Here is a 22,594-nt window from a genome sequence, read left to right as displayed (position 1 = left end):
CAACGGGGACCGGCATGGACAGCATCTTTACGGCAAATCTGCTCAACGTGATTACCCGCACCATCGAATGGTGCGGGATCGCCATCATAGTGGGCGGGCTGATCTATGGCAGCGTGCGCTTCGCGCTCAGCGTTGTTTTGGCCAAAGCCGATGAACCTAGGTTTCGACGCTACCGCGCCGACGCCGGGCGCGGTATCCTGCTCGGGCTGGAATTTCTCGTAGCAGCGGACATCATCGCCACGGTTGCCATCGAGCCCAGCCTCGAAAGCCTGGCAGTCCTTGCTGGCATCGTGGCGATACGCACCTTCCTCAGCCTCTCGCTTGAGGTCGAAGTGTCGGGTCGCTGGCCATGGCAACAACCCTCAACCGAAGTGCAGCAGCGGCAGCAGAGCAAATGATTATTGCCAGCGCTTGAACGTCTTGAGGTGATCGAGTGCACCAGTGACAGTCCGCACGATTTTCTCCGGGCTGTCGGTGACCGGGACATTCAGTACATTCTCGGTTGTCGGGTCGGGCTTTTCGAGGGTGGCGAACTGGCTGTCGAGCAGGCTGGTCGGCATATATTCATGGTTGCGCCTGGCCATGCGCTCGGCAATCACATCGCGGCTGCCATCCAGATAAACGAACAGCACGGCTTCGCCTGCCTTTTCCGTGATGAAATCTCGATAGGCCTTTTTCAGGGCCGAGCAGGCTCCGACGGCAACGCCCTTTTTCTGCGCGGCTTCCTTCAGCGCGGCGGTCAGGGCTTCTAGCCAGGGCCAGCGGTCCTCATCGGTCAACGCAATGCCATTACGCATTTTCTCGACATTGGCTTCGGGGTGATACCTGTCGCCATCGAGAAAGGGGGCATGCAATGCCCGGCCGAGCGCGGCGCCCACGGTCGATTTTCCTGACGAGCTAACGCCCATCACGATGATGATGCGAGCCGGCTCAAACCGTGGCTGTGAAGGCGCCGTCGACATAAAGAATGTGTCCATTGACAAAGCGTGAGGCCTCGGAGGCCAGGAAGACGGCAGCACCGCCCAGTTCTTCGGGCTGGCCCCAACGGCCCATGGGGGTACGGCCGGAAATCCAGGAATTGAACTTCTCGTCCTTGAGCAAGGCGTCGTTCATCTCGGTGGCGAAATAGCCGGGGGCGATGCCGTTGACATTGAGTCCATGCCGGGCCCAGTCCACAGCCATGCCACGGGTGAGATTGGCGACGGCACCCTTAGTGGCCGCATAAGGAGCGATGGAGGGCCGCGACACTTCGGCCAGTAGCGAACAGATATTGATGATCTTTCCGTGTCCGCGCGAGATCATGTGGCGCGCCACCGGCTGGGCGACGTTGAACACGGAAGTCAAATTGGTGTTGATGATCTGGTCGAACTTTTCCGGCGGAAACGCTTCCAGCGCCGAGCGAAACTGCATGCCGGCATTGTTGACCAGAATGTCGATCGGGCCGATCTCGTCTTCGATATGGCTGACTGCATCGTTGACGCTGTCGCGATTGGTCACGTCGAATGCCACCGCAGTGACCCTATGGCCCATCTGGCCAAGATCGGCGGCCGCGTTGCCTAGCGCGACGCTGTCTCTGGCATTGAGCACAATGGCAGCGCCTGCTTCTGCAAGAGCTTTTGCCATGGCAAAACCAAGGCCGCGGCTGGATCCAGTGACCAGTGCCCGGCGTCCCGCAAGGTCGAATGGCGACTTCGTGCTCATCTTGGCTCCCATGTTCCCTCCGAGCTTGTTAGTTTACGCTGACCAGGTGCGCAAGGATGGATAAAACTTCCATACAAGGCAGGGGCGATGGTCGAAAAGTGTGCATTCGGCCCTTCCTTCGCGCGCCATATTGTGGTCATTTCGCCGCCGCGCGCCATGCGCTGCATGCATGATACGACGATTTCGGAAGGACTTTGCGGATGTCGACTGCGGATATCGGCCTGATCGGCCTGGCGGTGATGGGTTCCAACCTGGCCCTCAACATCGCGGAGAAGGGCTATACCGTCGCCGTTCACAACCGGTCGCCCGGCCGCATCGACGAATTCGTTGCCGAAGCCAAGGCGCAGGGCCTCGACGGCAACACGATCCCGAAATATGACCTGGCCGATTTCGTCCAGACGGTGAAGGCACCGCGCTCGATCATCATCATGGTCAAGGCCGGCCAGCCGGTCGACGACATGATCGAGCAGTTGCTGCCGCACCTTGAGGCTGGCGATGCCATCATCGAATGCGGCAATTCGCTTTATACCGACACGCAACGCCGGTTCGACTATCTCAAGCCCAAGAATATCGGCTATCTCGGCGTCGGCGTGTCCGGCGGTGAAGAGGGCGCCCGCCACGGTCCCTCGATCATGGTCGGTGGTTCCAAGGAACAGTGGCACAATGCCGAGGCCGTGCTGACGGCCATCGCGGCCCAGTTCAACGGTGAGAGCTGCTGTGCCTATCTGGGTGAAGGCGGCGCCGGCCATTTCGTCAAGATGATCCATAACGGCATCGAGTATGGCGACATGCAGATGATCGCCGAAATTTACGGCGTGATGCGCGATGGTTTGGGCATGTCTCCCAAGGAATGCGCCACTGTCTTCAAGGAGTGGAACAAAGGTCCGCTCAATTCCTATCTCATCGAAATCACCGGTCATGTGCTCGACGCCGTCGATGGCGAGACCGGCAAGCCGCTGGTCGAACTGATCCTCGACAAGGCAGGCCAGAAGGGCACAGGCGTCTGGTCAGCCATCGTGGCCCAGCAGATGGGCGTGCCCGCCACCGCCATCGAAGGCGCCGTGGCCGCCCGCTCGATTTCCTCACGCAAGGCTGAGCGCGTTGCCGCGGAGGCTGTCTATGGCAAGCCGAACCGTCCCAAGACCGACGTGACCCTGGCGGACCTCGAAAAGGCGCTACTGGCCGGCAAGATCGTGTCCTATGCGCAGGGCTTTGCCGTCATCGCCAAGGCTTCGGAAGAATTCGGCTGGTCGCTGCCGCTGGCAACAATCGCCAAGATCTGGCGTGCCGGATGTATCATCCGGTCGCGGTTCCTCGACCAGATGTCGAGCGCCTATGCCAAGGGTGAAGCGGTGAACCTGCTTGTGGTGCCGGACTTCGTTTCGATCATGAAGGATAGCCATCCGAGCCTGCGAAAGGTGATCGCCGCAGCAGCGATCGGCGAATTCCCGATGATCTGTCTGTCTGCCTCGCTCAGCTATTTCGACAGCTACCGCCAGGCTCAGGGCACGGCAAACCTCACCCAGGGCCAGCGCGATTTCTTCGGTGCCCATGGCTTCGAAATCGAAGGTCGTGGCACCGACCTGCACGGCACGTGGCCGTCGACGCTGGGCAAGTGAGTTTTCGAGATCTGATTACAAGAGGCCGGGCTTGCCCCGGCCTCTTGCTTTTGGGCGACGTCTAGACGTCCAGCCGCATCTGCGGTTCATCGTCAGCCTCGTCCTTTGTCGCTGACAAGCGTTCCAGGAAGCCTTGCGCCCGCGCCCGGATATTGGCTAGCGCGGCGGCATCCATCCTGTCGAGGTTGCGATAGGGCATCTTCATCCGAGGATTGGACTGCAGCGTATGTCGGTTCTCAACGAGGAAGTTCCAGTAGAGCAGGGTGATCGGACAGGCTTTCTCGCCGTCCCTGGTCTTGGGGCTGTATCGGCAATTGCCGCAATAGTCGGACATGCGGTTGATGTAGGCTCCGGACGCCGCATAGGGTTTTGAGGCCAGCAGCCCTCCATCGGCGAACATCACCATGCCATGAACATTGGGCAGCTCGACCCAATCGAAGGCGTCGATATAGACGGCCAGATACCAGGCTTCGATTTGCGCGGGCGCGATGCCGGCAAGGAGTGCAAAATTGCCGGTGACCATGAGCCGCTGAATGTGATGGGCATAAGCATGGCGCGCAGTGTCGGCGATCGCCTGTTTCAAGCAATTCATGGTCGTCTTGCCTGACCAGTAGAACCAGGGCAGGTCGCGTCCAGCGCCGAGGACGTTTGATTTGGAATAGTCCGGCATCTTCCACCAGTAAATGCCGCGCACATATTCACGCCAACCGATGATCTGGCGAATGAAGCCCTCGACGGCGTTCAAAGGCGCGTCACCCTGGTAATATGCCCGTTCTGCCGCCCGGCAAACCTCGTCCGCGGTCAACAGGCCCACATTGAGATAGGGCGAGAGCAAGCCATGATGCAGGAATGGCTCCCCGGTACGCATTGCGTCCTGGAACGTGCCGAAACCGGGCAGGGCGGTCTCGATGAAATGATCCAGTGCCTGCAAAGCGCCATCGCGCGTCACTGCCCATTCGAAGGGTTCGAGATCGCCGAAATTGCTAGAATAGCGTTTACGGACCTGGTCGATCACGGCCTGGGTTTCGGAGTCCGGTTCAAAGCGCAGGCGCCGGGGCGGCACATATTCGGCAGGAAGAGGCTCGCGGTTCTCCGCGTCGAAATTCCATTGCCCGCCTTCGGGTTCGGTGCCCGCCATCAATAGCCCGGTCTTACGGCGCATTTCCCGGTAGAAGAACTCCATCCGCAGCGACTTTCGGGGCTCGGCCCAAGCGCGGAATTCGCCGTGGCCGCAAACAAAGCGATCGTCGTCCCGGATTTCGACCGGCAGGCCCAGACGCGTCTGCCAATTGTCCATCATCTCGCGCACACGCCACGCGCCGGGCTCGGTTACCACCACAGCCTCCACGTGGTGGCGCATAAGGGCTCGTTCCAGTTCCCCTTCCAGATTCTGGCTGTTCCCGCTGTCGTCGAGCTTGATGTAGTCGACCTTGATGCCTTCCTCGCGCAAGCCCTGTGCGAAGTGGCGCATTGCCGCGTAGATGAAGACAAGCTTTTGCTTGTGGAATCCCACAACGCTGGATTCGCTGCCCACCTCGGCCATCAGCACGATGTCCGATTGCGGATCGATATCCTGAAGGGCGGTGACGCGTCGCGACAGGTGATCACCCAGAATGAAGCGCAGTTTTGCCATGGCATCATTACGCGCTGGTGCGCATCCCGGTTCAGCGCGCAAGAGGGCGGCTAGAGCGTCTGGAACATCACAAAGGCGTCGACATAGCCATGGACGGGGTGGTGAAAGGCGCCGGGCAGGATGCCGACGATGTCAAAGCCCAGCTTTTGCCATAGGGCCACGGCGCCGCGATTGGTGGACACGACATGGTTGAACTGCATGGCGCGGAAGCCGCGTTGCCGCGCCCGATCGAGCGAGTGTCGGCACATGGCGCTGGCAATGCCCTGTCCCTGCGCAGCAGCGGCAGTGACGTAACCACAATTGGCGACATGGGCGCCGCCGCCATGCCGATTGGGCATCAGGTAATAGGTGCCCAGGACCTGTCCGTCGCGTTCGGCCACGAACACCTCATGCGCATCCATCATCCAAAAAGTGCGGATGGCGTCATCGTCGAGATCGCGGTCGACGGCATAGGTCTCGCCAGCGGAAAAGACCGGCTTGAGCATGGCGAGCAGGCTCGGCCAGTCACCGTCATGGGCGGGTCGGATCGTTATAGGGCTCATCGTCATCTATCGGTGGGGTACGGACCTGCCCCGGCGGCGCCATTTCCGGGGCATGGGGGTGATCGGCGATGCTGGGCCTGTGCCCCAGCTCGAACCGCCACGCGGCAAAGCCAAAGAGCACCAGTGCCGCAGCGACGCTGACGCTGGCAGCGATGAACGGGGCGCCGGGAAAATAATGATCGGAGCCGGAGGCGGTGTAGTATGAAAAAATCTGTGTGGCGACGAGGGGGCCTATAATGGTGGCCAGAGAACTGGCGGCATTGACTGCGCCCTGCAATTCGCCCTGGCTGTTGTCCGGCACCTGCCTGGACAGGACGCCATTGATGGCAGGCGGCGCCAGACCGCTCACCGTGCCTACGAGAATGAACAGATAGAGATAGTAGACGTCCTCGGCGAAGGCGATGCCGGCAAAGGCCGCTACGGCGGCTAGTAGGCCGATCATGGCCACGGCCGGCTCGCCCAGACCCCGTGACAGCGGACCGGCCAGCACCGCCTGGCTGATGGCAAAGCCTAGTCCGAATGCGCCCAGCGTTCGGCCGATGGTGGAGGACGTGAAGTTGAACATCTCGACCGTGAAATAGCTGAAGACAGTCGGAAGCGCCTGAGCGGAGAGCTGGAAGAAGAACAGCACGCCCAGGAGCCAAAGCACGGAGGGATACTTCTTGAGGGCGAGAACGGCGCCCAGGGGGTTGGCGCGGCGAATGTCGAACTTGCGACGCGAGGCCTTGGGAAGGCTTTCGGGCAAGACCAGGAGGCCGAAAAGAAAATTACCGAATGCCAGGGCGGCGGCGGCGTAGAAGGGCACGCGCGGGCCGATTTCGCCGAGCTCGCCGCCAATGACCGGTCCGATGATAAAGCCAAGGCCGAAGGCGGCGCCTATGAGCCCGAAGCGCTGGGTACGTTTGTGCGGCGGGGTGATATCGGCCATGTAGGCTGTTGCCGTCGCCAAAGCTGCCCCGGCGATGCCGGCGATAATGCGCCCGATGAAGAGATACCAGACGAAGGGCGCAATCGACATCATGAGGTAGTCGAATGTCAGGCCCAGAAGCGATATCAGCAGGACCGGGCGGCGCCCGAAGCGGTCGGAGAGATTGCCCAGGATTGGCGAGAAGACGAATTGCATGAAGGCATAGGCAAAGACCAGGTAGCCCCCGATCACCGCCGCGTCTGCTACGCTGCCGCCGGTCAGTTCCTCCAGCAGCTCGGGCAGAACCGGCACGATGATGCCCACCCCGATCATGTCGATAAGGATCGTGATGAGAATGCAGGTGAGGGTAAGTCGGGAGCGGGTCGCAGCTTGCATGCGGTTTTTCGAACCTTTTTCCTGTCCCGCTCCGCAGGCTCAAGCCATGCAATTGACATGGCCCAGCCCGGTTACGCAAGGTCGGCTAGCTGTTCGCTGCCGCCTTGTAGCTGTAAATCCAGCCCAGTCGCCGCAAGTGGGCGCGGGGGCCCTGCGCTGACATGACCATGTCTCGCGCGGTGCTCATGGGCCAGGGCAGATGGAAGATGCGCCCGTTTTGTGCGGAAAGCGCGGCAACGCGCTCCACGCGCTTCTGTCGCAGACCCGCATAATGCGCAAACGCGGCATCAGCGTCTTTCGTTTCCATCAGCAGCGGTGCAAGCACGCTTGCATCCTCTATTCCCATCGCGGCGCCCTGCGCCTGGAACGGCACCATGGCATGAGCGGCGTCGCCAATGAGACCGATATTGCCGACGTGCCAGGAGCGGGTGTGCACGGTATGGAGCGGCCAGGGCGTCCAGCTGTCGCCGGCTGCGCTCATCAGGCTTTCCACTTTTGCGCCAGGCCGCACCAAGCGCGGCTGTCCTGTGGGTTCATGGGTCCTGTCCGGCAGGAAGAGGGCAAGATTGACTTGCCCGCGATGGGGCAGCGGATAGCAGACAAGGTGGAAGCCGGAGCCGAAGAAAACCGAAACCCGATCCGCCGCAAGCTGCCCAGACAGCATTTCGGCCGGAACCAGGGTCCGCCAGGCGATGCGTTTGCCAAACCTGGCATCGGGCCCGCCAAGGACGGTGCGGCGCGTTCTGGAATGGACGCCATCGGCGCCGATAAAGGCATGGGCCCTGGAAGTCCGGCTCTGTCCATCCGCTTCGTCGATGGCGACGCTCACGCCGCGCGCATGAGAAACCACGTCCCAGTGCCGCACGCCGAAGCTGATGTCGATGTTGGCAAAGCGCCGGCAGGCACGATGTAGCAGGTCTGCCAGGTCCGCACGGTGCATGACTGTGTATGGTGCGCCGAAGCGCTCGCGCATAATGTCGCCTAGTTCCATGCTCATCGAGGGAGCAAGGCGTCCCTGCGCATAAAGGTCTAGGGCTGCGGGCTCAAAGCCTATCGCGTCCAGGGCCGGCCCGAGACCGAGCTGGTGCAGGCAGTGGCGCGCATTGGGGCTGATCTGCAGGCCCGCGCCGAACTCCTGCAAGTGGGGGCTGCGGTCCAGGACGAGCACGCCTGCGCCAAACTTGGCCAGAGCAAGAGCCAGCGTCAGGCCGGATATGCCGGCCCCTGCGATGATGAAATTGCGACCCCCTTCGGGCATGAGGTCACTCAGGCGGCGTCAGCCTCGAACACGGCTGAAGCGGGGTGGGCATGACCCGCGCCTAGCTCGGCCTTGAAGATGTAGAGCGTCGAGCAGTAGGGGCAGACGGCCTCGTTGTCCTTGCCCATGTCGATGAAGATGTGCGGATGATCGAAGGGCGGCAAGGCGCCGACGCACATGAATTCCTTGGAGCCGACCTCGATCGTGCGCAGACCTTGGGTATTATGGAAATGCGGGGTCGAGCCGTGAGCCATGGTCCGGAACCTGGGTAGAATTGGAATTGGCGCGACCATAGCCAAAGCTCTGAGTCAAGAAAAGGGCAAAGGCGCGCCGCAGCGCAAAGGGCCTTTGCATCCCGATTGGGCTTGCAATTGTCGGCTCAACCCGCAAAACCCACGGCAAGGAAACCGCATCGAGCTCGTCATGCCCCACTTTTCAACCTCCGGTCTTTCTCTGGCCTACGACGTTCATGGTGATGGCGCTCCGGTTCTCTGCATTCATGGCTTCGCCTCGAGCGGCAAGGTTAACTGGCTCGATACCGGCTGGATCGAAACACTGACCGGGGCCGGCTATCAGGCGATTACCATCGACAATCGTGGGCATGGATTGTCCGACAAGCCGCATGATCCCGAATTCTATCATCCGGGTCTCATGGCCGATGATGCGGTCGCTCTGCTCGACCATCTGAATATCGGAACAGCGGCCGTCATGGGATATTCCATGGGGGCGCGCATATCTGCGTTCATGGCCTATGCTTATCCCGAGCGTGTCGCCTGCGCCATCTTTGGCGGCATGGGCCTCAATCTCATCAATGGCCTGACCGACGGCAATGACATTATTGCAGGACTTCAAGCCCCGGATCTCTCGGACCTGACACATCCTACCGCGCGCCAGTTTCGCATCTTCGCCGACCATACCGGCTCCGATCGCAAGGCGCTGGCTGCCTGCATGGAAACCTCGCGTCAGCCGATGGCGCGAGCCGATGTCCGGCGTATCAATGTTCCTGTGCTCGTGGCAGTGGGTGGAACGGACGACATGGCGGGCAGACCTGCGCCGCTGGCTGATCTGCTGCCCCACGGAGAGGCCGTGATAATTCCGAAGCGTGACCACATGCGCGCGACCGGCGATAAGGTTTTCAAGTCCGCGGCGCTGGAATTTCTGGGCAGAACATTTCGCGCTGATCCGGTTTCGTGAACCAAATCGTCCGCAAGACCTTTGTCTTGGAGAATGATCTGACCTATATCGTCAGTTATCGATGAAGCGGAGTGCCACAAGATGAGCGGCAGCGCCAAGAAGTCAGTTCAGATCCAGTCTGTCGATCCCGTGTGGGCCGCCGTGCGTGCCGGGGCGCAGCAGATTTTGGACACCGAGCCCTCTCTGGCCAATCTGGTGCTCTCCAATGTGCTCAACCACGAAAGCTTCGAGGATGCGCTTGCGCATCGGCTCGCCGCCCGCCTCGATCACGAGGAAGTCTCCGCCGATATGATCCGGCAGGCTTTCGCCGAAACCCTACGTGACAATCCAGCTATTGGAGAGGCGGCTCGCGTGGATCTGGCGGCTACGCTGGAACGCGACCCGGCCTGCCATCGGGCGGTGGAGCCACTGCTTTATTTCAAAGGCTACCAAGCGATCCAGACGCATCGCTTCGCGCATGCGATGCACAAAGCTGGTCGTCGGGATTTTTCGCTCTATCTGCAGAGCCGTTCAAGCCAGGTCTTTCAAGTGGATATCAACCCCGCCGTGTCGATCGGCAAGGGTATCATGCTCGACCATGGCACCGGTCTCGTGATCGGGGAAACATCGGTCGTGGGCGATAATGTCTCCATGTTGCAGAATGTGACGCTGGGGGGGACAGGAAAATCCGACCAGGATCGGCATCCCAAGATCGGCAATGGCGTGCTTATCGGGGCAGGGGCCAAGGTTTTGGGCAATATCAAAGTCGGCGATTGCTCCCGGATCGGGGCTGGTTCAGTGGTGCTCAAGGAAGTTCCGCCGCGTACCACCGTCGCCGGTGTTCCGGCCAAAGTGATTGGTGAAGCGGGCTGCGCGCAGCCCGCGCTTGTCATGGATCAGATGGTGCTCGTGCACGACGCGTCCTAACCCGGACGCAAGTCCGCGAGCCGCGTTATTACCGGAAAATGCCGCGTCCCGGGGGTTGTCAGCGCCGGGGCAGTCACTAGATTGCCGGCTCAACAAACAACAGGATCTGTTTCGTGAACCATCCCGAGATCATCAAGCTGCAGAAGTTTCTGCAACGCACTTTCAACAACCGCAACATCGACGTGCGCCCGCGCGCCAAGCTCAATGATTCCGTTGAAGTGTTCATCGGCGAGGAGTCTATCGGGCTTATTCATCTCGACGACGAAGATGGCGACAAGTCCTACATGTTCTCGATGTCGATCCTCGACATCGACCTTGAAGATATCGACTGACGGAACGGCGGCGCCTCTGCGCTGCCGATCCTAAAGCGCTCCGATCCGACCGAGCCAGGCTGCCAACTCGATGTCGAACTGCCGCCAGTGCTGCAAGGCTGTGGCATCAAAGCTGAGGACGGCGGCCAGCCCGCTCTGAAGATGAATTGTGCGCAGACATTGCGCCGGCCGGCCCGGCTCCACCGGGTTGGCACATTTTGCGACGAAGGGGCTTGGCGAGAGCGGGTCATACCAGACCGTCTCGCCGGCATAGCCCTCCCGGGCCGTCAATTGCTTGCCCACAAGGCCGGGCACCCCGCCCACCGATCCATCCTCGAACTGGTGCAGATAGACGGCGTCCAGCAAGGCGCTGCTCGCCCGGGCCCGGCTGCGCGGCAGCAAGGTCGCACCAACCGGGGTGGGGGATGCCCCAGAATCCAGCGTCAAATACAGGCGCAGGTCGATCTGGCTGGCAAAGCCCTCCTTGACCTGCTCGCCGTAACGAAACCACAACAGCGGAATGTCGAGGTCGCGACCCGACAGGGTCTGCCTGACGGTGTTGATATCGTTGAGCATCGGTAAGGCGCGGCTGTCTGCCTGACTGGCGCGATCGATCAGATATGCCACCCCCACGGCCAGCAGGAACACCAGCACAGCTATGCCGGCGAGGTTATAGGCCAGGCTCGAGCGCGGCTCTGCCAGGACATGTGTGGATATCGGCGCCCGCATTAACCAGTTTTTCCGCCAGAAGGTGACAGGCCATAGGGCAATCAATATGCTTAACAAAAGGTAAAGAGTTTTTAGGGTGCCGGCATGACCAGAGAACTGCTCCTCGCTGCGTTCATCATGGGCGTCGGGCTCTGCATGGCTGGGATGTTGACGCATCTCTATCAGTGGCTGGCGCGGCAGCCGGCGATGCTGCGCATGGACGGACGCAACTATGCTGCGGCCATGGGCAATCTGGCGATGAGCTTCGTGTGCGGCCCGTACATCATGCTGCAGCAGGGCTGGCGGCATGAAGAGGGCGGCACGATCTCCATGACCTCCGTGCTGGTTTCAGCGCTAGTGGCCTTTGGCTGGGCCTTCATCACCGGGCTTTTGTTCATGAGCGCCTATGTCGCGTTGCGCTTCTGAGCTCGTTTGAAACAGCAAGGCCGGCTCCGCTTGCGCGAGGCCGGCCTTGCTCTTCAGACCCCTATCAGGGTTAGGCTTTTGGGCGGGGTCCGGAAACTCAGTTGCCGTTGGCGGCGACGATGGTCACGCGGTCATCGATCATGTCGACCCACTGGCCGGCGTGAGCCTGAGACTGGCGCTTGACGTATTTGTACGGCGTTTCGCTCCAGAGGCGGATGGCGCCGTGCTGGTTGTCGAGAACCATGTCGCCGCGATCGGTGCGGGCGATGAGAACGGCGTGGCCATTGCCGTTGGCTTCCTTGACGACAGCGATGAGCAGGGTGCTCGGGTGCCAGCCGGCGGCGATGAGGTCGCGGCGCTTGATCAGGGCGAAATCTTCGCAATCGCCATAGCCGTTGGGATAGGTCCAGAACTCTTCGGTCTGATAGAGCTCCATGTCGGTGACCGGCACAATCGTTTGATTATAATAGTTATTTACCGAGACCAGCTGCTGCCAGTTGGCTTCGTTGAGCACGGTTGCGGGCTCGATGCGGTCGTGCGGGCGGCATTCGGCCGGGCGGGACTGGCAGAACTCGAGATGGCCGACCGGAATGGAGGTGGTGCCGGTGGCGGTCTGGATGAAAGCGACGTTGGTAAAGTCGATGGCGGCGGCGGGATTTGCCAATGCGATCAAGGCTGTAACCAGCCCAACCAGCAGTCCCTTCGAGTTCAAAGCCATTGTGTAGTCTCCCTGATGGAGACCACGTTAGGCGGGCCGGCTTAGGCCGATGCGAAAAGTGCCACGCAGTTTTTATGCGTATTTTATCGAGGTGCGCAGGCTCTGCTTAACCATGACATCTGGGGCGAAAACGCTAGCAGACTGTGAGCGTTCAGTTCACGCGCAGGTTCTGTTGGACAACATTGAGCATTTCCTGCGCGGAAGCGAACTCGACCGCGACCCCGTTCTGGAAATGACGGACGACGCGCGCCCGCATCCGGCCCAGGGTGACGGGCGTGCCCATGGCGGGACGCACGTCCAGCTCGATGGCGGCGCCGGAGAGCGAAATGTCGATGATCTTGCAATTGTAGCGCCGGCCATCATCGAGGACGACGGTGGAATGACGGATGTCGGGCACGACGCGTTCGTGGCGACGGTCCTCGGGCAGGTTGAGCAGATCCTTGTTGGCGAGCCAGGTCAGCTGGGCGGCCATCTTGTCGCGCTTGCGGGGGGAGGCGCTGATATCCATGACGAAACCGCCATCGACCTGTTGCAGGATCGTGCCCTCGATGCGGCCGAGGTGATCGAGATAGGCGATGATGCGTTCGCCCACGATGCCCGCGACCGGGGCGATGACGACGGCGTCGCCCGGGGACATCGAGAGGACCTGGCAGGGAAATTCGCGGCGGTCGGCCAGCATGTAGCGGCCCAGGATCGAGACGGTGACGCGCTGGAAGCGCTGTTCCATCGCGACGCGATCGCGGCCGGCAGCGGAACGGGGCGTGGAAAAATCGTCACTGAGCATAAGCAAACCCGCCCCACGCGTCGGAATAAGTGCGGGAAGGTTAGCGCGTCTTGGTTAACGCTTGATGAGGCCGGCCGGCGCGATTAGGCGCAAAGGCCGACGAAGTCGATCAGTTGCGGCCGCCGTCGATCACCGCCAGATGGGCATAGCGGCGGGCGCTGCGGCCATAGATGGTGGTGGGCATGCCCGAGGGCGAGGCGGGCGCGGTGAAGCGCACGTCGTTGACGACATTGGAGATGACATCGCGCGAGACATCGCCGCCCGCGGCCTCGTCGGGCCAGATCAGGCGCAGGCCGGTGATGCGCTGCTCGAGAATCGGCTGCACGCCCAGCCAGTAGGGGTCCTCGAGCGCGGTCATGGCGCCCAGGATGCGGGTATGGGTGGAGCCGTTATGGCGCAGCGGCATGAGGATGGTTTCGAAATTGACCTTGGTCTGGAGCGCCGTCGAGCCCTGGAAGGTGACGAGGGCGACCGCATGATCCTCGGTGACCGCGCGGATCAGGGTTTCCATGGCGTCGCTGTCGCGATCATGCCAGAGCGCGGAGAAGGAGCGGCCCTTCAATTCGCGGCAATAGCTGGTGCACAGATGCGAGCCCGCGAGCCGGAAGGAGAAGAGGTCGTTGTCATCGAGTTCGAGGATGAAGGTATTGGCCAGCGATTCACGGATGCGCGTCGGGTCGATGTCACGGCGATCGGGCGCGCTGCGCGAGCCGCGAATCGTGTTCCAATAGGTATAGAGCGACATCGTGCTCGGCATCTGCATGGTCAGGACCCGGTCTGGAGATCTCGGAGAACCCCCCGAGGTCCATCCGTAACGCCTCGACCATCGCAAAATGCCGCCGCAAATGCCCGCTTAAAGAAGTTTTAAGGTTAACGCCGCCGGCCGCATGTGGAAAAGGGAAAGCCATTCCATGTGCTGCCGGGGCTTCAGGACTTTTCCATGAGTGAACAAGACCAACCCCCCGGCGTGCCGGGCTCTCCGGCGCGAGAGCCGGTGTTTCTGCTGCCCAGCGCCGTGGCGGCGCTGGCCGGGCTGATCGTGGCCATTCACCTGGCATCAACCCTTGTTCTTAACGAGGAGGGGCAGATCGAGCTGTTGTTCTGGTTCGCGTTCCAGCCCTATCGCATCGTGCTGATGGGGGAGGACCCGAGCTTCGGCCTGCCGCTGCTGTGGTCGCCCTTTTCCCATGCGCTGCTGCATGCGGGATGGGACCATGTGCTGTTCAACGTGGCGTGGCTGGTGATCTTCGCAACGCCGGTGGCGCGGCGCTATGGGGCCGGGGCCATGGTGGCCCTGTTCCTCGTGTCCTCGGCGGCGGGCGCCGCCTTTTTCGCGGCGACGACGCTGTACCAGGGCATCTACCTGCTCGGCGCCTCGGGCGGGGTGGCGGGGCTGACGGGCGCGGCCATCCGCTTCATGTTCCAGCCGGTGCTGATGGGCCGGAACCCCGAAACCGGCGAGCCCGTGGTGCTGGGGCGGCGCCTCGCCAGCGTGGGAGAAGTGTTCACCAATCCGCGCTCGCGCTATTTCGCGCTGATCTGGCTGGTGCTGAACGCCGCCGTGCCGCTGGTGCCCGTATTGACGGGGCAGGACCTCAACATCGCCTGGCAAGCCCATCTCGGCGGCTTCTTCGCCGGCCTGCTGCTGGTGGGGTTGTTCGAGAAGAAGGGGTAGGGGCAGATAGGGGGTCGCTGACAGGCGAATATTGCAAAAGTAGGAGATGCTAACGCTCCCACATTTGCCATATGTTGTCAGCAAACTGTGCTCTCACCTTGTTGTGCTACGAGTCATTGGGGACCACTGAGCAGGCATCTGGGCCTAGCGCTCTTTTGTCGGCCAGACGAGGGGCCTCCGTTGCTGCCTGGCAAGTTCTTCCATACCTAACAGGGATGCCGCATCTTTAGGGTCGCGACGTCTTTTGATGTCCCGGTACTCGCCAAGGAAGCCCACCACTAAGCCTGCCATTTTCGCATCTATTCGGCTAAACAGTGCATCATCGTTGCAGAAGCGATAATGCTTGCCCCAGCCCCTAATGATGCTGTCGACACGGTCGAGAGTTGCTACTAGAGAATGCTTTCTAGGGATGGTTTCGCCTCTCTTAGTGTCGCGCATTCCCTTAGTGCTTTCCCTAAAGCGCTTTTGTACATTCAGCTCCAGCTTCGAGATAGCCTTCGATGATGGACGGACGAAGCCGTTATTGAACTCGATTCCAAGCCAATCGAACTTGTCGGACACTCTCAGCGGTGCCGTCGAAGATTTTTCCTCGGAAAGGGTCATGCCGAACTCATCCAAAATGCTAATGGCCAATCGCATTCGGGCTTTCGCGGCTGCCGCTGAAGGCGCAAGGATGATAAAGTCGTCGATATATCGGATGCACACGCAGTCACCATCATTCATGCGGCGATCAAAGTCATGAAGTAGGATATTGCCTAGCAGAGGTGATAAAGAATTCCCTTGGGCAACCCCGATAGCCTCTATTGGAAAGTCCTGTGCTTTTTCTTTAAGCTCCGCCATGTTTGATAGTTCGAGCCGAATGGAATCTTCAAACAATAAAACGAACGGTGGATCTTGCGTGACCTTCGCTATTATATCTGTCACTAGGGGTTTGGGTATTTTGGTGAAGAAGGCACGTATGTCGGCAAATGCCACATGGGTGGCACCATTGCCTATCGCAGTTAGCACAGCCTGAACTGCGGCAGGGACTGCCGATAGCCCATCCGTCTGCTTCTTTATACCGCCGAAGCTGTTCGGATTGTCAAAATAGCGGCTGAGGCCCGGAACTGTTCCCAAAGCCTCAAGTACGGCGCGCTGGACGATGCGCGAACGTAGCGGGGCCAGTACAAGCGGGCGAAATTTGGCGCTTTTGCTTTGCCGCCCATTCTGCGCGGATGAGACCGTGACCTGCGCCACCGCCTCCCCGCCGCACTCCACATCCAACGCCCTGGATAATCCAGCCGCCGAAATGAAGGCGAATGCTCAGGCGCAATGTATCTCACATGTGCCCGATTTTCTTCAAGTGTTCTTTGGCAGGCTTATCTACTAATCGGCACCAAAAAGAACTCGGCCTGAAGTTTCCACGTGGCATTTCTGCCGTGAGCTTTTTCCCTGCGAGGATTTTCTCGTTCAGGATCTATGCTTTGTTTGCTACGCAGACACATAGAAGCTTCCAATAGGACCGCTTCGGCGAGCCCAAACTTCCATCGGAATGACAGCAATGGGCTCACGAGCTGATGCTGTATTGCTACCTTCTCACCCTCCATAAACCGCCTTTGGGTCGAAGAGACGGGGCAGGCCGGTGTCGGCCAGCTGGGCGGCGCCGTGTTCGACGATGACCTGGCGGTAGAAGCAGGATTTGCGGCCGGTGTGGCAGGCGGCGCCGCGGCCGGTCTGGTGGACGGACATGACCAGGCAATCCTGGTCGCAATCGGTGCGCAGCGCGACCACCTGCTGGGTTTCGCCGGAGGTTTCGCCCTTTTTCCAGAGCGCCTGGCGCGAGCGGGACCAATAATGGGCGATGCCGGTTTCCAGCGTCAGCGAAAGGGCGTGGGCATTCATGTGGGCGACCATGAGAATATCGTTGGTGCCGGCCTCGACGGTGACCACGGTGATGAGGCCCTGGGCATCGAAGCGCGGGGCGAAGGCGGTGCCTTCCTCGAGCGCGGCATGGTCGAGGGCTTGGGGATCGGCAAAGGCGACGGTCATGGCCGGGGCTCCTGTTGAGGATGGCCGGGCTTTAGCGCGGATGGGGCGCAGGGGGAAGAGGTTGGCGCGCGCGGGCAAGGGCGGCGGGAGCGGAGAGCCGCCGGTTTCGCGGGGAAGCCGTTTGGGAGGTTTCGGGGCTAGAGCCAGCCTTTGCGCTTGAAGAACAGATAGGGCAGGACGGCAAAGAGGATCATGAGGCCGATGGCGAAGGGATAGCCGAAATCCCAATGCAGCTCGGGCATGATGTCGAAGTTCATGCCGTAGATGGAGGCTACCAGGGTCGGCGGCAGGAAGACCACGGCAGCGACCGAGAAGATCTTGATGATCTGGTTCTGCTCGAGATTGATGAGGCCGAGCGTGGCATCGAGCAGGAAGCTGGCGCGACCGTTGAGCCCGCGCGCATGTTCGCCCAGCGAGAGCGCATCCCGCTGGATGACCTTGAGAAGATTGCGGTTTTCCCGGGCGGGCAGGGATTTCCGCGGCGTCTCGTCCATGGCATTGTGATAGGCGGTGAGCCGGCCGATACTGACCAGGCTTTCCTGGATGAGATTGAGCAATTCGGCCTTGGCGCCGATCTTTTCGATCACGGCCTGGAGGTCGCGGGTTTTCTTGGAAACGTTGCGCGCCTTGTTGCGGAAGATTTCGCGCGAGATGTGGTCGACATCGGTGCCGATGCGCTCGAGGGCGTCCGCCATGCGGTCGATCAGGGCTTCAAGCAGGCCGAGCATGACATGTTCGCCGCTGCGGGCGGGCGTATCCTTCTGGCGGGCGGCGCGGGCGCGATAGGCGGCGAAGGGCCGGGGATCGCACCAGCGCACGGTGACGAGCGTGGTGCCCTTGAGGATGAAGGTCACCGGCATCTTGACGGCGTCGTCGCTGTCGAGATTGGCGAGGGCAGTCATGGTGAGGAATTCGGCGCCGTCCTCGTGATAGAGGCGGGAGGACAATTCGATCTCGGCCATGTCGGCCTGGGTGGGGATCAGCACGCCCAGCGCCGCCTCGACGGCCTGGTCTTCCTCGCGGGTGGGATTTTCGAGATCGATCCAGACAAGCCCGCTCGCGTCGCCGGAAAAAGGCACTTCGGTCAGAAGATCGCTGGTGCAGGTAAAGGCTTTCAGCATGGATTGTCCCCGGCAGGATGGCGGCGCGCTTATAACAGAGATGCGGCCCGGTCCCTATCGGGGAGCCGGGCCGGATCGCATAGCCAAGGATGGCGCAGACTTGTGACGGCTTAACGGCGGCCGGCGACCATGGCGAAGAAGCGGTCCTGCTCGACGCGATCCTCGGCGAAGACGCCGGTGAAGCGGTGGGTCACGGTCTTGACGTCGTGCGCCTTCACCCCGCGCATCGTCATGCACATATGCTCGGCCTCGAGCATGACGGCGGCGCCGCGGGGCCCGAGATTTTCGTTGATGGCGTCGATGATCTGCGCCGTCATGGTCTCCTGAGTCTGCAGGCGCCGGGCGAAGACTTCCACCAGCCGCGCCAGCTTGGAGAGACCGACGACACCGTCATGGGGCAGGTAGGCGATGTGCGCCTTGCCGTAGAATGGCACCATGTGGTGTTCGCAATGGGCGTAAAAGGGGATGTCCTTGACCAGGACAAGGTCGTCATAGCCGCCGACTTCCTTGAAGGTCTTGGACAGGACCGCCTCGGCATCCTGGCCATAGCCGGCGAAAAGCTCGCCATAGGCCTTGGCGACGCGGGCAGGGGTTTCGAGCAGACCTTCGCGGTTCGGATCGTCGCCGGCCCAGGCGATCAGGGTGCGAACGGCGGCTTCGGCTTGTTCGCGGCTGGGGCGATCGACGGGCTGACCAGCGGCAACGGCCGGCTTGAGCGGCGTGGCGGGGGCGTCCATGGGTCTGGCTCCTTGCGTGTGACCGCTTCAATAACGCAGGTTAAGTCCGGTCGGATCATGCCAGGATGTTATTCCCCTGACAGGGGCCTGCAGAGCACCTATATAGAAAGCGCAGCGGCCCGGAACAAGAAACGAATACCGGCACAATGGAACTGAGCGACCTCTACTCCGAAAAGATACTCGACATCGTCGGCAATGCCCCCCAGCCGGGGCGCCTGGCGGATGCGGACGGGTCGGCACGCAAGGTCAGCCGGGTCTGCGGATCGGTGGTCGAGGTGGATGTGCGCGTCGAGCACGGGATAATCGTGGGCTATGGGCACGAGGTCTCGGCCTGTGCGCTGGGACAGACCTCCGCCGCAATCGTGGCGCGCGAGATCGTGGGCACGCCGGTCGAGAGTTTCCGGCAGCTGCGGCAGGCCATGCACGACATGCTCAAGGCCGATGGCGCGGCGCCGGGCGGGCAATGGGCGGATCTGGGCTATCTGGCGCCGGTGCGGGACTATCCCAACCGGCATGCATCGACCCTCCTGGTGTTCGATGCGGTCGAGGCGGCCCTGGCAAAAGCCGTGTCCGAACAGGGCGTTGCGGCGCAAGGCTGATGGATCGATTCACTTCGCTGTTCTGGCGGCTCGTCGACTTTCCGTTCAAGCTCGCCGCAGTGTTCCTGATCACCGTCTATCGCTACACGCTCTCGGCCTTTGCCGGGCGAACATGCCGGCATTTGCCGACCTGCTCGGAATATACGCGGGACGCGATCTGGCAATATGGCTTCTGGCCGGGCGGCTGGATGGGGCTGGCGCGGTTCTGGCGCTGCCGGCCGGGGGGAAGCCATGGCTATGACCCGGTGCCCGAGGGCCTTCCGGCACAAGGCAGATGGTATCTGCCCTGGCGGTATGGACGCTGGCGCTAGCCGGCAATCCAGCGCTTGGGATTGGCGCCGCTCATGGCGTGGATGGCATAGCCCGAATCCTTGAGCGTGACGATGTTGCGCGAGAGATTGTCGAGCACGACTTCGCCGGCCGTGGTCTTGACCACCAGGATCAGGTGCTTTTCGCCGCGACGCGTGGCTGTGACGGCGAGGCGCAGGGCCCCGGCCGGGACGCCCAGCTCGATCAGGCGGCTGCGCTTGGTGAGCGCATAATCGTTGCAATCGCCGGAGGCGGGGTTGATCTTCCAGCCGCCGCGAGGATTGGCCTGCGGGCGAATGGCGGCGTTGACCTGCATGTTGACCTGATGAAGGGTCTTGTGCAGCTGGTCGTTCCAGCGCGCCTTGGTGTCCTTGCCGGCAACGCATTCGCGCGGATTGCTGGCGCAGAAGAATTGCATGGGCAGCGGCGTCATGATGGTGGAGCCGGGAATTGCCCCGCGCGGGCCCTGGCTGGCCTGCGCGGCGCCGGCCAGCAGCAATGCCAGGGCGGCGGCGCCGAAAAGACGGGGAGCGGTGCGGGTAACGAAGGTTTCCAGGCTCGACATGGCTGCAATTCCTCTGCGCGATCAAAGCAACTTCTGTGCTGACCCAAGGTTTGCCCAAGAGTTCGAGACAATTTCTCTCAAGTTTCGTCGCAATTTTAATCAAATGCGCTGCATCGAAGGTCGGCGCGCGCGGTGCCGCTTTGGGCTGGCAGAAAAGCAAAAGCGTGCTATTCAGGCCGCCTTGCAGCGACGGACGCTGCATTCAACCCAATTTCTGGAGACATGAAATGTCGATCAAGGTGACGTTCCCCGATGGTGCAGCTCGCGAATTTCCGCGCGGCACCACCGGCACCACCGTGGTCGAGGGGATCTCCAAGAGCCTGGCCAAGAAGACGGTCGCCATGAAGTGGAATGGCGTGCTGTCCGATCTTTCGGACCCGCTCGAAGCCGATGGCAATATCGAGTTCGTGACACGCGACAGCGGCTCGAAAGACGCGCTGGAGCTGATCCGGCACGATGCCGCGCACGTGCTGGCCGAAGCGGTGCAGGAGCTGTGGCCCGACACGCAGGTGACGATCGGCCCGGTGATCGAGAACGGCTTTTATTACGACTTCTACCGTCCGGCAGGTCCGTTCACGGAAGACGAGCTGCGCACAATCGAAAAGAAGATGAGCGAGATCATCGAGCGCGGTGCGGCCTTTACCAAGGAAGTGTGGAGCCGCGACCAGGCCAAGGATTTCTTCCGCGCCAAGGGCGAAGAGTTCAAGGTCGAACTGGTCGATGCCATTCCGGCCGACCAGTCGCTCAAGATGTACAAGCAGGGTCAGTGGATCGACCTCTGCCGCGGCCCGCATATGCGCTCGGTCAAGGATGTCGGGCAGGCGTTCAAGCTGACCAAGGTGGCCGGCGCCTATTGGCGTGGCGACAGCAATCGTGAAGTGCTCAGCCGCATCTACGGCACGGCCTTTGCCACCAAGGAAGAGCTCGACGCCTATCTGCTGATGGTGGAAGAGGCCGAAAAGCGCGACCACCGCCGGATCGGCCGCGAGATGGACCTGTTCCACATGCAGGAAGAAGCGCCCGGGCAGGTGTTCTGGCACCCCAAGGGCTGGAGCATTTATGTGGCCCTGCAGGACTATATGCGCCGCAAGCAGCGCGCCGATGGCTATGTGGAAGTGAACACGCCGCAGGTCGTCAGCCGGAAGCTTTGGGAAGCATCGGGCCACTGGGACAATTACCAGGAAAACATGTTCATCGTCGAAGTGGACGAGGAGCATGCCAAGAACAAGACGGTCAATGCGCTCAAGCCGATGAATTGCCCCTGCCACGTCCAGGTGTTCAACCACGGGCTCAAGTCCTACCGCGACCTGCCGCTGCGCATGGCCGAATTCGGCTCGTGCAACCGCTATGAGCCCTCGGGCGCGCTGCACGGGATCATGCGCGTGCGCGGCTTTACCCAGGACGACGCGCATATCTTCTGTACCGAGGACCAGATCGAGGCCGAGACGAAGAAGTTCATCGACCTCCTGTCCGGCGTCTATGCCGATCTGGGCTTTACGGGCTGGCGCATCAAGCTGTCGACGCGCCCCGAAAAGCGTATCGGCTCGGAAGAAAGCTGGGATCGGGCAGAGGCTGCGCTTGGCAATGCCTGCAAGGCTGCCGGGCACGATTACGTCGTTTTCCCGGGCGAGGGCGCCTTCTATGGCCCCAAGCTCGAATTCGTGCTGACCGACGCAATCGGCCGCGATTGGCAGTGCGGCACGCTGCAGGTCGACCCGAACCTGCCGGAACGGCTGGACGCAGAGTATGTGGGTGCCGATGGCGCCAAGCATCGTCCGATCATGCTGCACCGCGCTGTCGTCGGCAGCTTCGAGCGCTTTATCGGCATCCTGATCGAGAACAGTTCCGGCAAGTTGCCGATGTGGCTGGCCCCGACCCAGGTGGTGGTGACCACTATCGTGTCGGAAGCGGACGCGTATGCCGAAAAGCTGGTCAACCAGCTTCGTGCTGCCGGGATCCGCGCCGAGATCGACACCCGCAACGAGAAGATCAACTACAAGGTGCGCGAGCACTCGGTGGGCAAGGTGCCGCTGCTGTTCGTGGTCGGCAAGCGCGAGGCCGAGGAGGGCAACGTGTCCATCCGCCGCCTCGGCACCGAGGGCCAGCAGGTGCGTCCATTCATGGATGCATTAGTCGATCTTTTGGCCGAGGCCACCCCGCCCGACCTGCGGGAAAAGGCCGAGAAGGCTGCCTGATGCCGCAACGTCCGTCCAATCGGGAAATGAAGGCACTGTTTCATCTGGGCGAGGACAAGGTCCTCGGCCCGGATGACTTCAAGGATATCGGCGAAAAGACCTTTGCCGGCATGCTGAAGAAGAAATGGGTCGAGGAAGTCGAGCCGGGCAAGTTCCGGACGACGGAGAAGGGCCGCATCATCCACGATGAAGAAGTCTACTTCACCGGACGCTGGAAGCGCTGACGACCGCCGGACCGCTTCGTCGTCGAGGCGGGGCAGTT

The 22,594-nt window shown here is 61.4% G+C and carries 27 protein-coding genes; 11 read left to right on the top strand and 16 right to left on the bottom strand.

Annotated features, from left to right (window positions below; translation table 11 throughout):
* Positions 1-14: 14 nt before the first annotated feature.
* The gene (locus VE26_RS08295) at positions 15-398 is read left to right on the top strand and encodes a DUF1622 domain-containing protein (protein ID WP_046104522.1); all 384 of its coding nucleotides are present in this window, start codon (positions 15-17) and stop codon (positions 396-398) included.
* On the opposite strand, the gene VE26_RS08290 is transcribed toward VE26_RS08295, so the two are convergent.
* Both VE26_RS08290 and VE26_RS08285 read right to left on the bottom strand, forming a co-directional pair.
* Positions 399-908 carry a gluconokinase gene (locus tag VE26_RS08290; RefSeq protein WP_342018405.1) on the bottom strand — a complete coding sequence of 170 codons (510 nt, stop codon included), beginning with the start codon at positions 906-908 and terminating at the stop codon, positions 399-401.
* Between the two features lie 22 nt (positions 909-930).
* Complete coding sequence (locus tag VE26_RS08285) at positions 931-1,701, bottom strand: glucose 1-dehydrogenase (RefSeq protein WP_046104520.1); 771 nt, start codon at positions 1,699-1,701, stop codon at positions 931-933.
* A gap of 200 nt (positions 1,702-1,901) precedes the next feature.
* Between VE26_RS08285 and gndA the strand changes: the two genes are divergently transcribed.
* Positions 1,902-3,320, top strand: coding sequence for an NADP-dependent phosphogluconate dehydrogenase (gene gndA / locus VE26_RS08280; protein WP_046104519.1), 1,419 nt, complete (start codon positions 1,902-1,904; stop codon positions 3,318-3,320).
* A gap of 61 nt (positions 3,321-3,381) precedes the next feature.
* Here the strand turns inward: gndA and VE26_RS08275 are convergent, their stop codons facing one another.
* From VE26_RS08275 to VE26_RS08255, 5 genes are all read right to left on the bottom strand, one after another.
* The gene (locus VE26_RS08275; RefSeq protein WP_046104518.1) at positions 3,382-4,953 is read right to left on the bottom strand and encodes a cryptochrome/photolyase family protein; all 1,572 of its coding nucleotides are present in this window, start codon (positions 4,951-4,953) and stop codon (positions 3,382-3,384) included.
* Positions 4,954-5,003: 50 nt separating this feature from the next.
* On the bottom strand, positions 5,004-5,486 hold the full coding sequence (locus VE26_RS08270; protein WP_046105162.1) for a GNAT family N-acetyltransferase: 483 nt from the start codon (positions 5,484-5,486) through the stop codon (positions 5,004-5,006).
* A complete protein-coding gene (locus tag VE26_RS08265) occupies positions 5,464-6,798 on the bottom strand; it encodes a TCR/Tet family MFS transporter (protein WP_084620126.1) in 1,335 nt (444 codons plus the stop codon). The genes VE26_RS08270 and VE26_RS08265 overlap by 23 nt, the downstream gene beginning before the upstream one ends.
* Before the next feature lie 85 nt (positions 6,799-6,883).
* Positions 6,884-8,056 carry an FAD-dependent monooxygenase gene (locus VE26_RS08260; protein WP_046104517.1) on the bottom strand — a complete coding sequence of 391 codons (1,173 nt, stop codon included), beginning with the start codon at positions 8,054-8,056 and terminating at the stop codon, positions 6,884-6,886.
* 8 nt (positions 8,057-8,064) lie between these two features.
* Entirely contained in the window at positions 8,065-8,310 is a 246-nt protein-coding gene (locus tag VE26_RS08255) for a zinc-finger domain-containing protein (protein WP_046104516.1), read from the bottom strand.
* A gap of 157 nt (positions 8,311-8,467) precedes the next feature.
* Here VE26_RS08255 and VE26_RS08250 point away from each other — a divergent pair, with 157 nt between their 5' ends.
* The 3 genes from VE26_RS08250 (at position 8,468) to VE26_RS08240 (ending at position 10,488) form a co-directional block, all read left to right on the top strand.
* Positions 8,468-9,250, top strand: a complete 783-nt coding sequence (locus tag VE26_RS08250) for an alpha/beta fold hydrolase (RefSeq protein WP_046105160.1) — start codon at positions 8,468-8,470, stop codon at positions 9,248-9,250.
* A gap of 81 nt (positions 9,251-9,331) precedes the next feature.
* The gene (gene cysE, locus VE26_RS08245; RefSeq protein WP_046104515.1) at positions 9,332-10,156 is read left to right on the top strand and encodes a serine O-acetyltransferase; all 825 of its coding nucleotides are present in this window, start codon (positions 9,332-9,334) and stop codon (positions 10,154-10,156) included.
* A 113-nt stretch (positions 10,157-10,269) separates the two neighbouring features.
* Positions 10,270-10,488 carry a DUF3126 family protein gene (locus VE26_RS08240; RefSeq protein WP_046104514.1) on the top strand — a complete coding sequence of 73 codons (219 nt, stop codon included), beginning with the start codon at positions 10,270-10,272 and terminating at the stop codon, positions 10,486-10,488.
* A 30-nt stretch (positions 10,489-10,518) separates the two neighbouring features.
* Here the strand turns inward: VE26_RS08240 and VE26_RS08235 are convergent, their stop codons facing one another.
* Positions 10,519-11,196 carry a hypothetical protein gene (locus VE26_RS08235; RefSeq protein ID WP_046104513.1) on the bottom strand — a complete coding sequence of 226 codons (678 nt, stop codon included), beginning with the start codon at positions 11,194-11,196 and terminating at the stop codon, positions 10,519-10,521.
* Between the two features lie 84 nt (positions 11,197-11,280).
* Here VE26_RS08235 and VE26_RS08230 point away from each other — a divergent pair, with 84 nt between their 5' ends.
* Positions 11,281-11,601: a DUF6949 family protein gene (locus tag VE26_RS08230; RefSeq protein ID WP_046104512.1), complete on the top strand. Its 321-nt coding sequence runs from the start codon at positions 11,281-11,283 to the stop codon at positions 11,599-11,601.
* 97 nt (positions 11,602-11,698) lie between these two features.
* On the opposite strand, the gene VE26_RS08225 is transcribed toward VE26_RS08230, so the two are convergent.
* From VE26_RS08225 to VE26_RS08215, 3 genes are all read right to left on the bottom strand, one after another.
* The gene (locus tag VE26_RS08225) at positions 11,699-12,319 is read right to left on the bottom strand and encodes a transglutaminase-like cysteine peptidase (protein ID WP_046104511.1); all 621 of its coding nucleotides are present in this window, start codon (positions 12,317-12,319) and stop codon (positions 11,699-11,701) included.
* A gap of 151 nt (positions 12,320-12,470) precedes the next feature.
* Positions 12,471-13,046: a PilZ domain-containing protein gene (locus VE26_RS08220; RefSeq protein ID WP_046105159.1), complete on the bottom strand. Its 576-nt coding sequence runs from the start codon at positions 13,044-13,046 to the stop codon at positions 12,471-12,473.
* Between the two features lie 166 nt (positions 13,047-13,212).
* Positions 13,213-13,866: a PAS domain-containing protein gene (locus VE26_RS08215; RefSeq protein WP_046104510.1), complete on the bottom strand. Its 654-nt coding sequence runs from the start codon at positions 13,864-13,866 to the stop codon at positions 13,213-13,215.
* A gap of 177 nt (positions 13,867-14,043) precedes the next feature.
* Between VE26_RS08215 and VE26_RS08210 the strand changes: the two genes are divergently transcribed.
* A complete protein-coding gene (locus VE26_RS08210; protein ID WP_046105158.1) occupies positions 14,044-14,778 on the top strand; it encodes a rhomboid family intramembrane serine protease in 735 nt (244 codons plus the stop codon).
* A 144-nt stretch (positions 14,779-14,922) separates the two neighbouring features.
* Here VE26_RS08210 and VE26_RS08205 read toward each other — a convergent pair whose 3' ends face one another.
* From VE26_RS08205 to folE, 4 genes are all read right to left on the bottom strand, one after another.
* Positions 14,923-16,014, bottom strand: a complete 1,092-nt coding sequence (locus VE26_RS08205) for a reverse transcriptase domain-containing protein (protein WP_152658764.1) — start codon at positions 16,012-16,014, stop codon at positions 14,923-14,925.
* A gap of 339 nt (positions 16,015-16,353) precedes the next feature.
* Positions 16,354-16,806 carry a phosphoribosyl-AMP cyclohydrolase gene (gene hisI / locus VE26_RS08200; protein ID WP_046104509.1) on the bottom strand — a complete coding sequence of 151 codons (453 nt, stop codon included), beginning with the start codon at positions 16,804-16,806 and terminating at the stop codon, positions 16,354-16,356.
* 137 nt (positions 16,807-16,943) lie between these two features.
* Positions 16,944-17,927 (bottom strand): magnesium/cobalt transporter CorA, encoded by a 984-nt coding sequence (gene corA / locus VE26_RS08195; RefSeq protein ID WP_046104508.1) that lies wholly within the window; start codon positions 17,925-17,927, stop codon positions 16,944-16,946.
* Between the two features lie 110 nt (positions 17,928-18,037).
* Positions 18,038-18,664 carry a GTP cyclohydrolase I FolE gene (folE, locus tag VE26_RS08190; protein WP_046104507.1) on the bottom strand — a complete coding sequence of 209 codons (627 nt, stop codon included), beginning with the start codon at positions 18,662-18,664 and terminating at the stop codon, positions 18,038-18,040.
* A 146-nt stretch (positions 18,665-18,810) separates the two neighbouring features.
* Here folE and VE26_RS08185 point away from each other — a divergent pair, with 146 nt between their 5' ends.
* Both VE26_RS08185 and yidD read left to right on the top strand, forming a co-directional pair.
* The gene (locus VE26_RS08185; RefSeq protein WP_046104506.1) at positions 18,811-19,263 is read left to right on the top strand and encodes an iron-sulfur cluster assembly scaffold protein; all 453 of its coding nucleotides are present in this window, start codon (positions 18,811-18,813) and stop codon (positions 19,261-19,263) included.
* Positions 19,263-19,574, top strand: coding sequence for a membrane protein insertion efficiency factor YidD (yidD, locus tag VE26_RS08180; RefSeq protein ID WP_046104505.1), 312 nt, complete (start codon positions 19,263-19,265; stop codon positions 19,572-19,574). Before VE26_RS08185 ends, yidD begins: the two co-directional genes overlap by 1 nt.
* Here yidD and VE26_RS08175 read toward each other — a convergent pair.
* The gene (locus tag VE26_RS08175) at positions 19,571-20,137 is read right to left on the bottom strand and encodes a transglutaminase-like cysteine peptidase (RefSeq protein ID WP_052715757.1); all 567 of its coding nucleotides are present in this window, start codon (positions 20,135-20,137) and stop codon (positions 19,571-19,573) included. The genes yidD and VE26_RS08175 overlap by 4 nt on opposite strands.
* Positions 20,138-20,364: 227 nt before the next feature.
* On the opposite strand from VE26_RS08175, the gene thrS reads away from it, so the two are divergent.
* Together thrS and VE26_RS08165 are read left to right on the top strand one after the other, a co-directional pair.
* Entirely contained in the window at positions 20,365-22,332 is a 1,968-nt protein-coding gene (gene thrS, locus VE26_RS08170) for a threonine--tRNA ligase (protein ID WP_046104504.1), read from the top strand.
* Positions 22,332-22,556 carry a hypothetical protein gene (locus VE26_RS08165; RefSeq protein WP_152658763.1) on the top strand — a complete coding sequence of 75 codons (225 nt, stop codon included), beginning with the start codon at positions 22,332-22,334 and terminating at the stop codon, positions 22,554-22,556. The genes thrS and VE26_RS08165 overlap by 1 nt, the downstream gene beginning before the upstream one ends.
* The last annotated feature ends 38 nt before the right edge of the window (positions 22,557-22,594 follow it).

Source organism: Devosia chinhatensis (genome assembly GCF_000969445.1).
Taxonomy (GTDB): domain Bacteria; phylum Pseudomonadota; class Alphaproteobacteria; order Rhizobiales; family Devosiaceae; genus Devosia; species Devosia chinhatensis.
This window is presented reverse-complemented; position numbering and strand designations above follow the sequence as displayed.

Bases quoted from the DNA above. Each gene is read 5' to 3' on its own strand.
- folE (WP_046104507.1), bottom strand. From the start codon at position 18,664: ATGGACGCCCCCGCCACGCCGCTCAAGCCGGCCGTTGCCGCTGGTCAG.
- VE26_RS08220 (WP_046105159.1), bottom strand. From the start codon at position 13,046: ATGGAACAGCGCTTCCAGCGCGTCACCGTCTCGATCCTGGGCCGCTAC.
- VE26_RS08185 (WP_046104506.1), top strand. From the start codon at position 18,811: ATGGAACTGAGCGACCTCTACTCCGAAAAGATACTCGACATCGTCGGC.
- yidD (WP_046104505.1), top strand. From the start codon at position 19,263: ATGGATCGATTCACTTCGCTGTTCTGGCGGCTCGTCGACTTTCCGTTC.
- VE26_RS08210 (WP_046105158.1), top strand. From the start codon at position 14,044: ATGAGTGAACAAGACCAACCCCCCGGCGTGCCGGGCTCTCCGGCGCGA.
- VE26_RS08285 (WP_046104520.1), bottom strand. From the start codon at position 1,701: ATGAGCACGAAGTCGCCATTCGACCTTGCGGGACGCCGGGCACTGGTC.
- VE26_RS08215 (WP_046104510.1), bottom strand. From the start codon at position 13,866: ATGCAGATGCCGAGCACGATGTCGCTCTATACCTATTGGAACACGATT.
- VE26_RS08225 (WP_046104511.1), bottom strand. From the start codon at position 12,319: ATGGCTTTGAACTCGAAGGGACTGCTGGTTGGGCTGGTTACAGCCTTG.
- hisI (WP_046104509.1), bottom strand. From the start codon at position 16,806: ATGACCGTCGCCTTTGCCGATCCCCAAGCCCTCGACCATGCCGCGCTC.
- VE26_RS08235 (WP_046104513.1), bottom strand. From the start codon at position 11,196: ATGCGGGCGCCGATATCCACACATGTCCTGGCAGAGCCGCGCTCGAGC.
- VE26_RS08260 (WP_046104517.1), bottom strand. From the start codon at position 8,056: ATGCCCGAAGGGGGTCGCAATTTCATCATCGCAGGGGCCGGCATATCC.
- VE26_RS08295 (WP_046104522.1), top strand. From the start codon at position 15: ATGGACAGCATCTTTACGGCAAATCTGCTCAACGTGATTACCCGCACC.
- VE26_RS08175 (WP_052715757.1), bottom strand. From the start codon at position 20,137: ATGTCGAGCCTGGAAACCTTCGTTACCCGCACCGCTCCCCGTCTTTTC.
- VE26_RS08265 (WP_084620126.1), bottom strand. From the start codon at position 6,798: ATGCAAGCTGCGACCCGCTCCCGACTTACCCTCACCTGCATTCTCATC.
- gndA (WP_046104519.1), top strand. From the start codon at position 1,902: ATGTCGACTGCGGATATCGGCCTGATCGGCCTGGCGGTGATGGGTTCC.
- VE26_RS08230 (WP_046104512.1), top strand. From the start codon at position 11,281: ATGACCAGAGAACTGCTCCTCGCTGCGTTCATCATGGGCGTCGGGCTC.
- VE26_RS08275 (WP_046104518.1), bottom strand. From the start codon at position 4,953: ATGGCAAAACTGCGCTTCATTCTGGGTGATCACCTGTCGCGACGCGTC.
- corA (WP_046104508.1), bottom strand. From the start codon at position 17,927: ATGCTGAAAGCCTTTACCTGCACCAGCGATCTTCTGACCGAAGTGCCT.
- VE26_RS08255 (WP_046104516.1), bottom strand. From the start codon at position 8,310: ATGGCTCACGGCTCGACCCCGCATTTCCATAATACCCAAGGTCTGCGC.
- cysE (WP_046104515.1), top strand. From the start codon at position 9,332: ATGAGCGGCAGCGCCAAGAAGTCAGTTCAGATCCAGTCTGTCGATCCC.
- thrS (WP_046104504.1), top strand. From the start codon at position 20,365: ATGTCGATCAAGGTGACGTTCCCCGATGGTGCAGCTCGCGAATTTCCG.
- VE26_RS08290 (WP_342018405.1), bottom strand. From the start codon at position 908: ATGGGCGTTAGCTCGTCAGGAAAATCGACCGTGGGCGCCGCGCTCGGC.
- VE26_RS08165 (WP_152658763.1), top strand. From the start codon at position 22,332: ATGCCGCAACGTCCGTCCAATCGGGAAATGAAGGCACTGTTTCATCTG.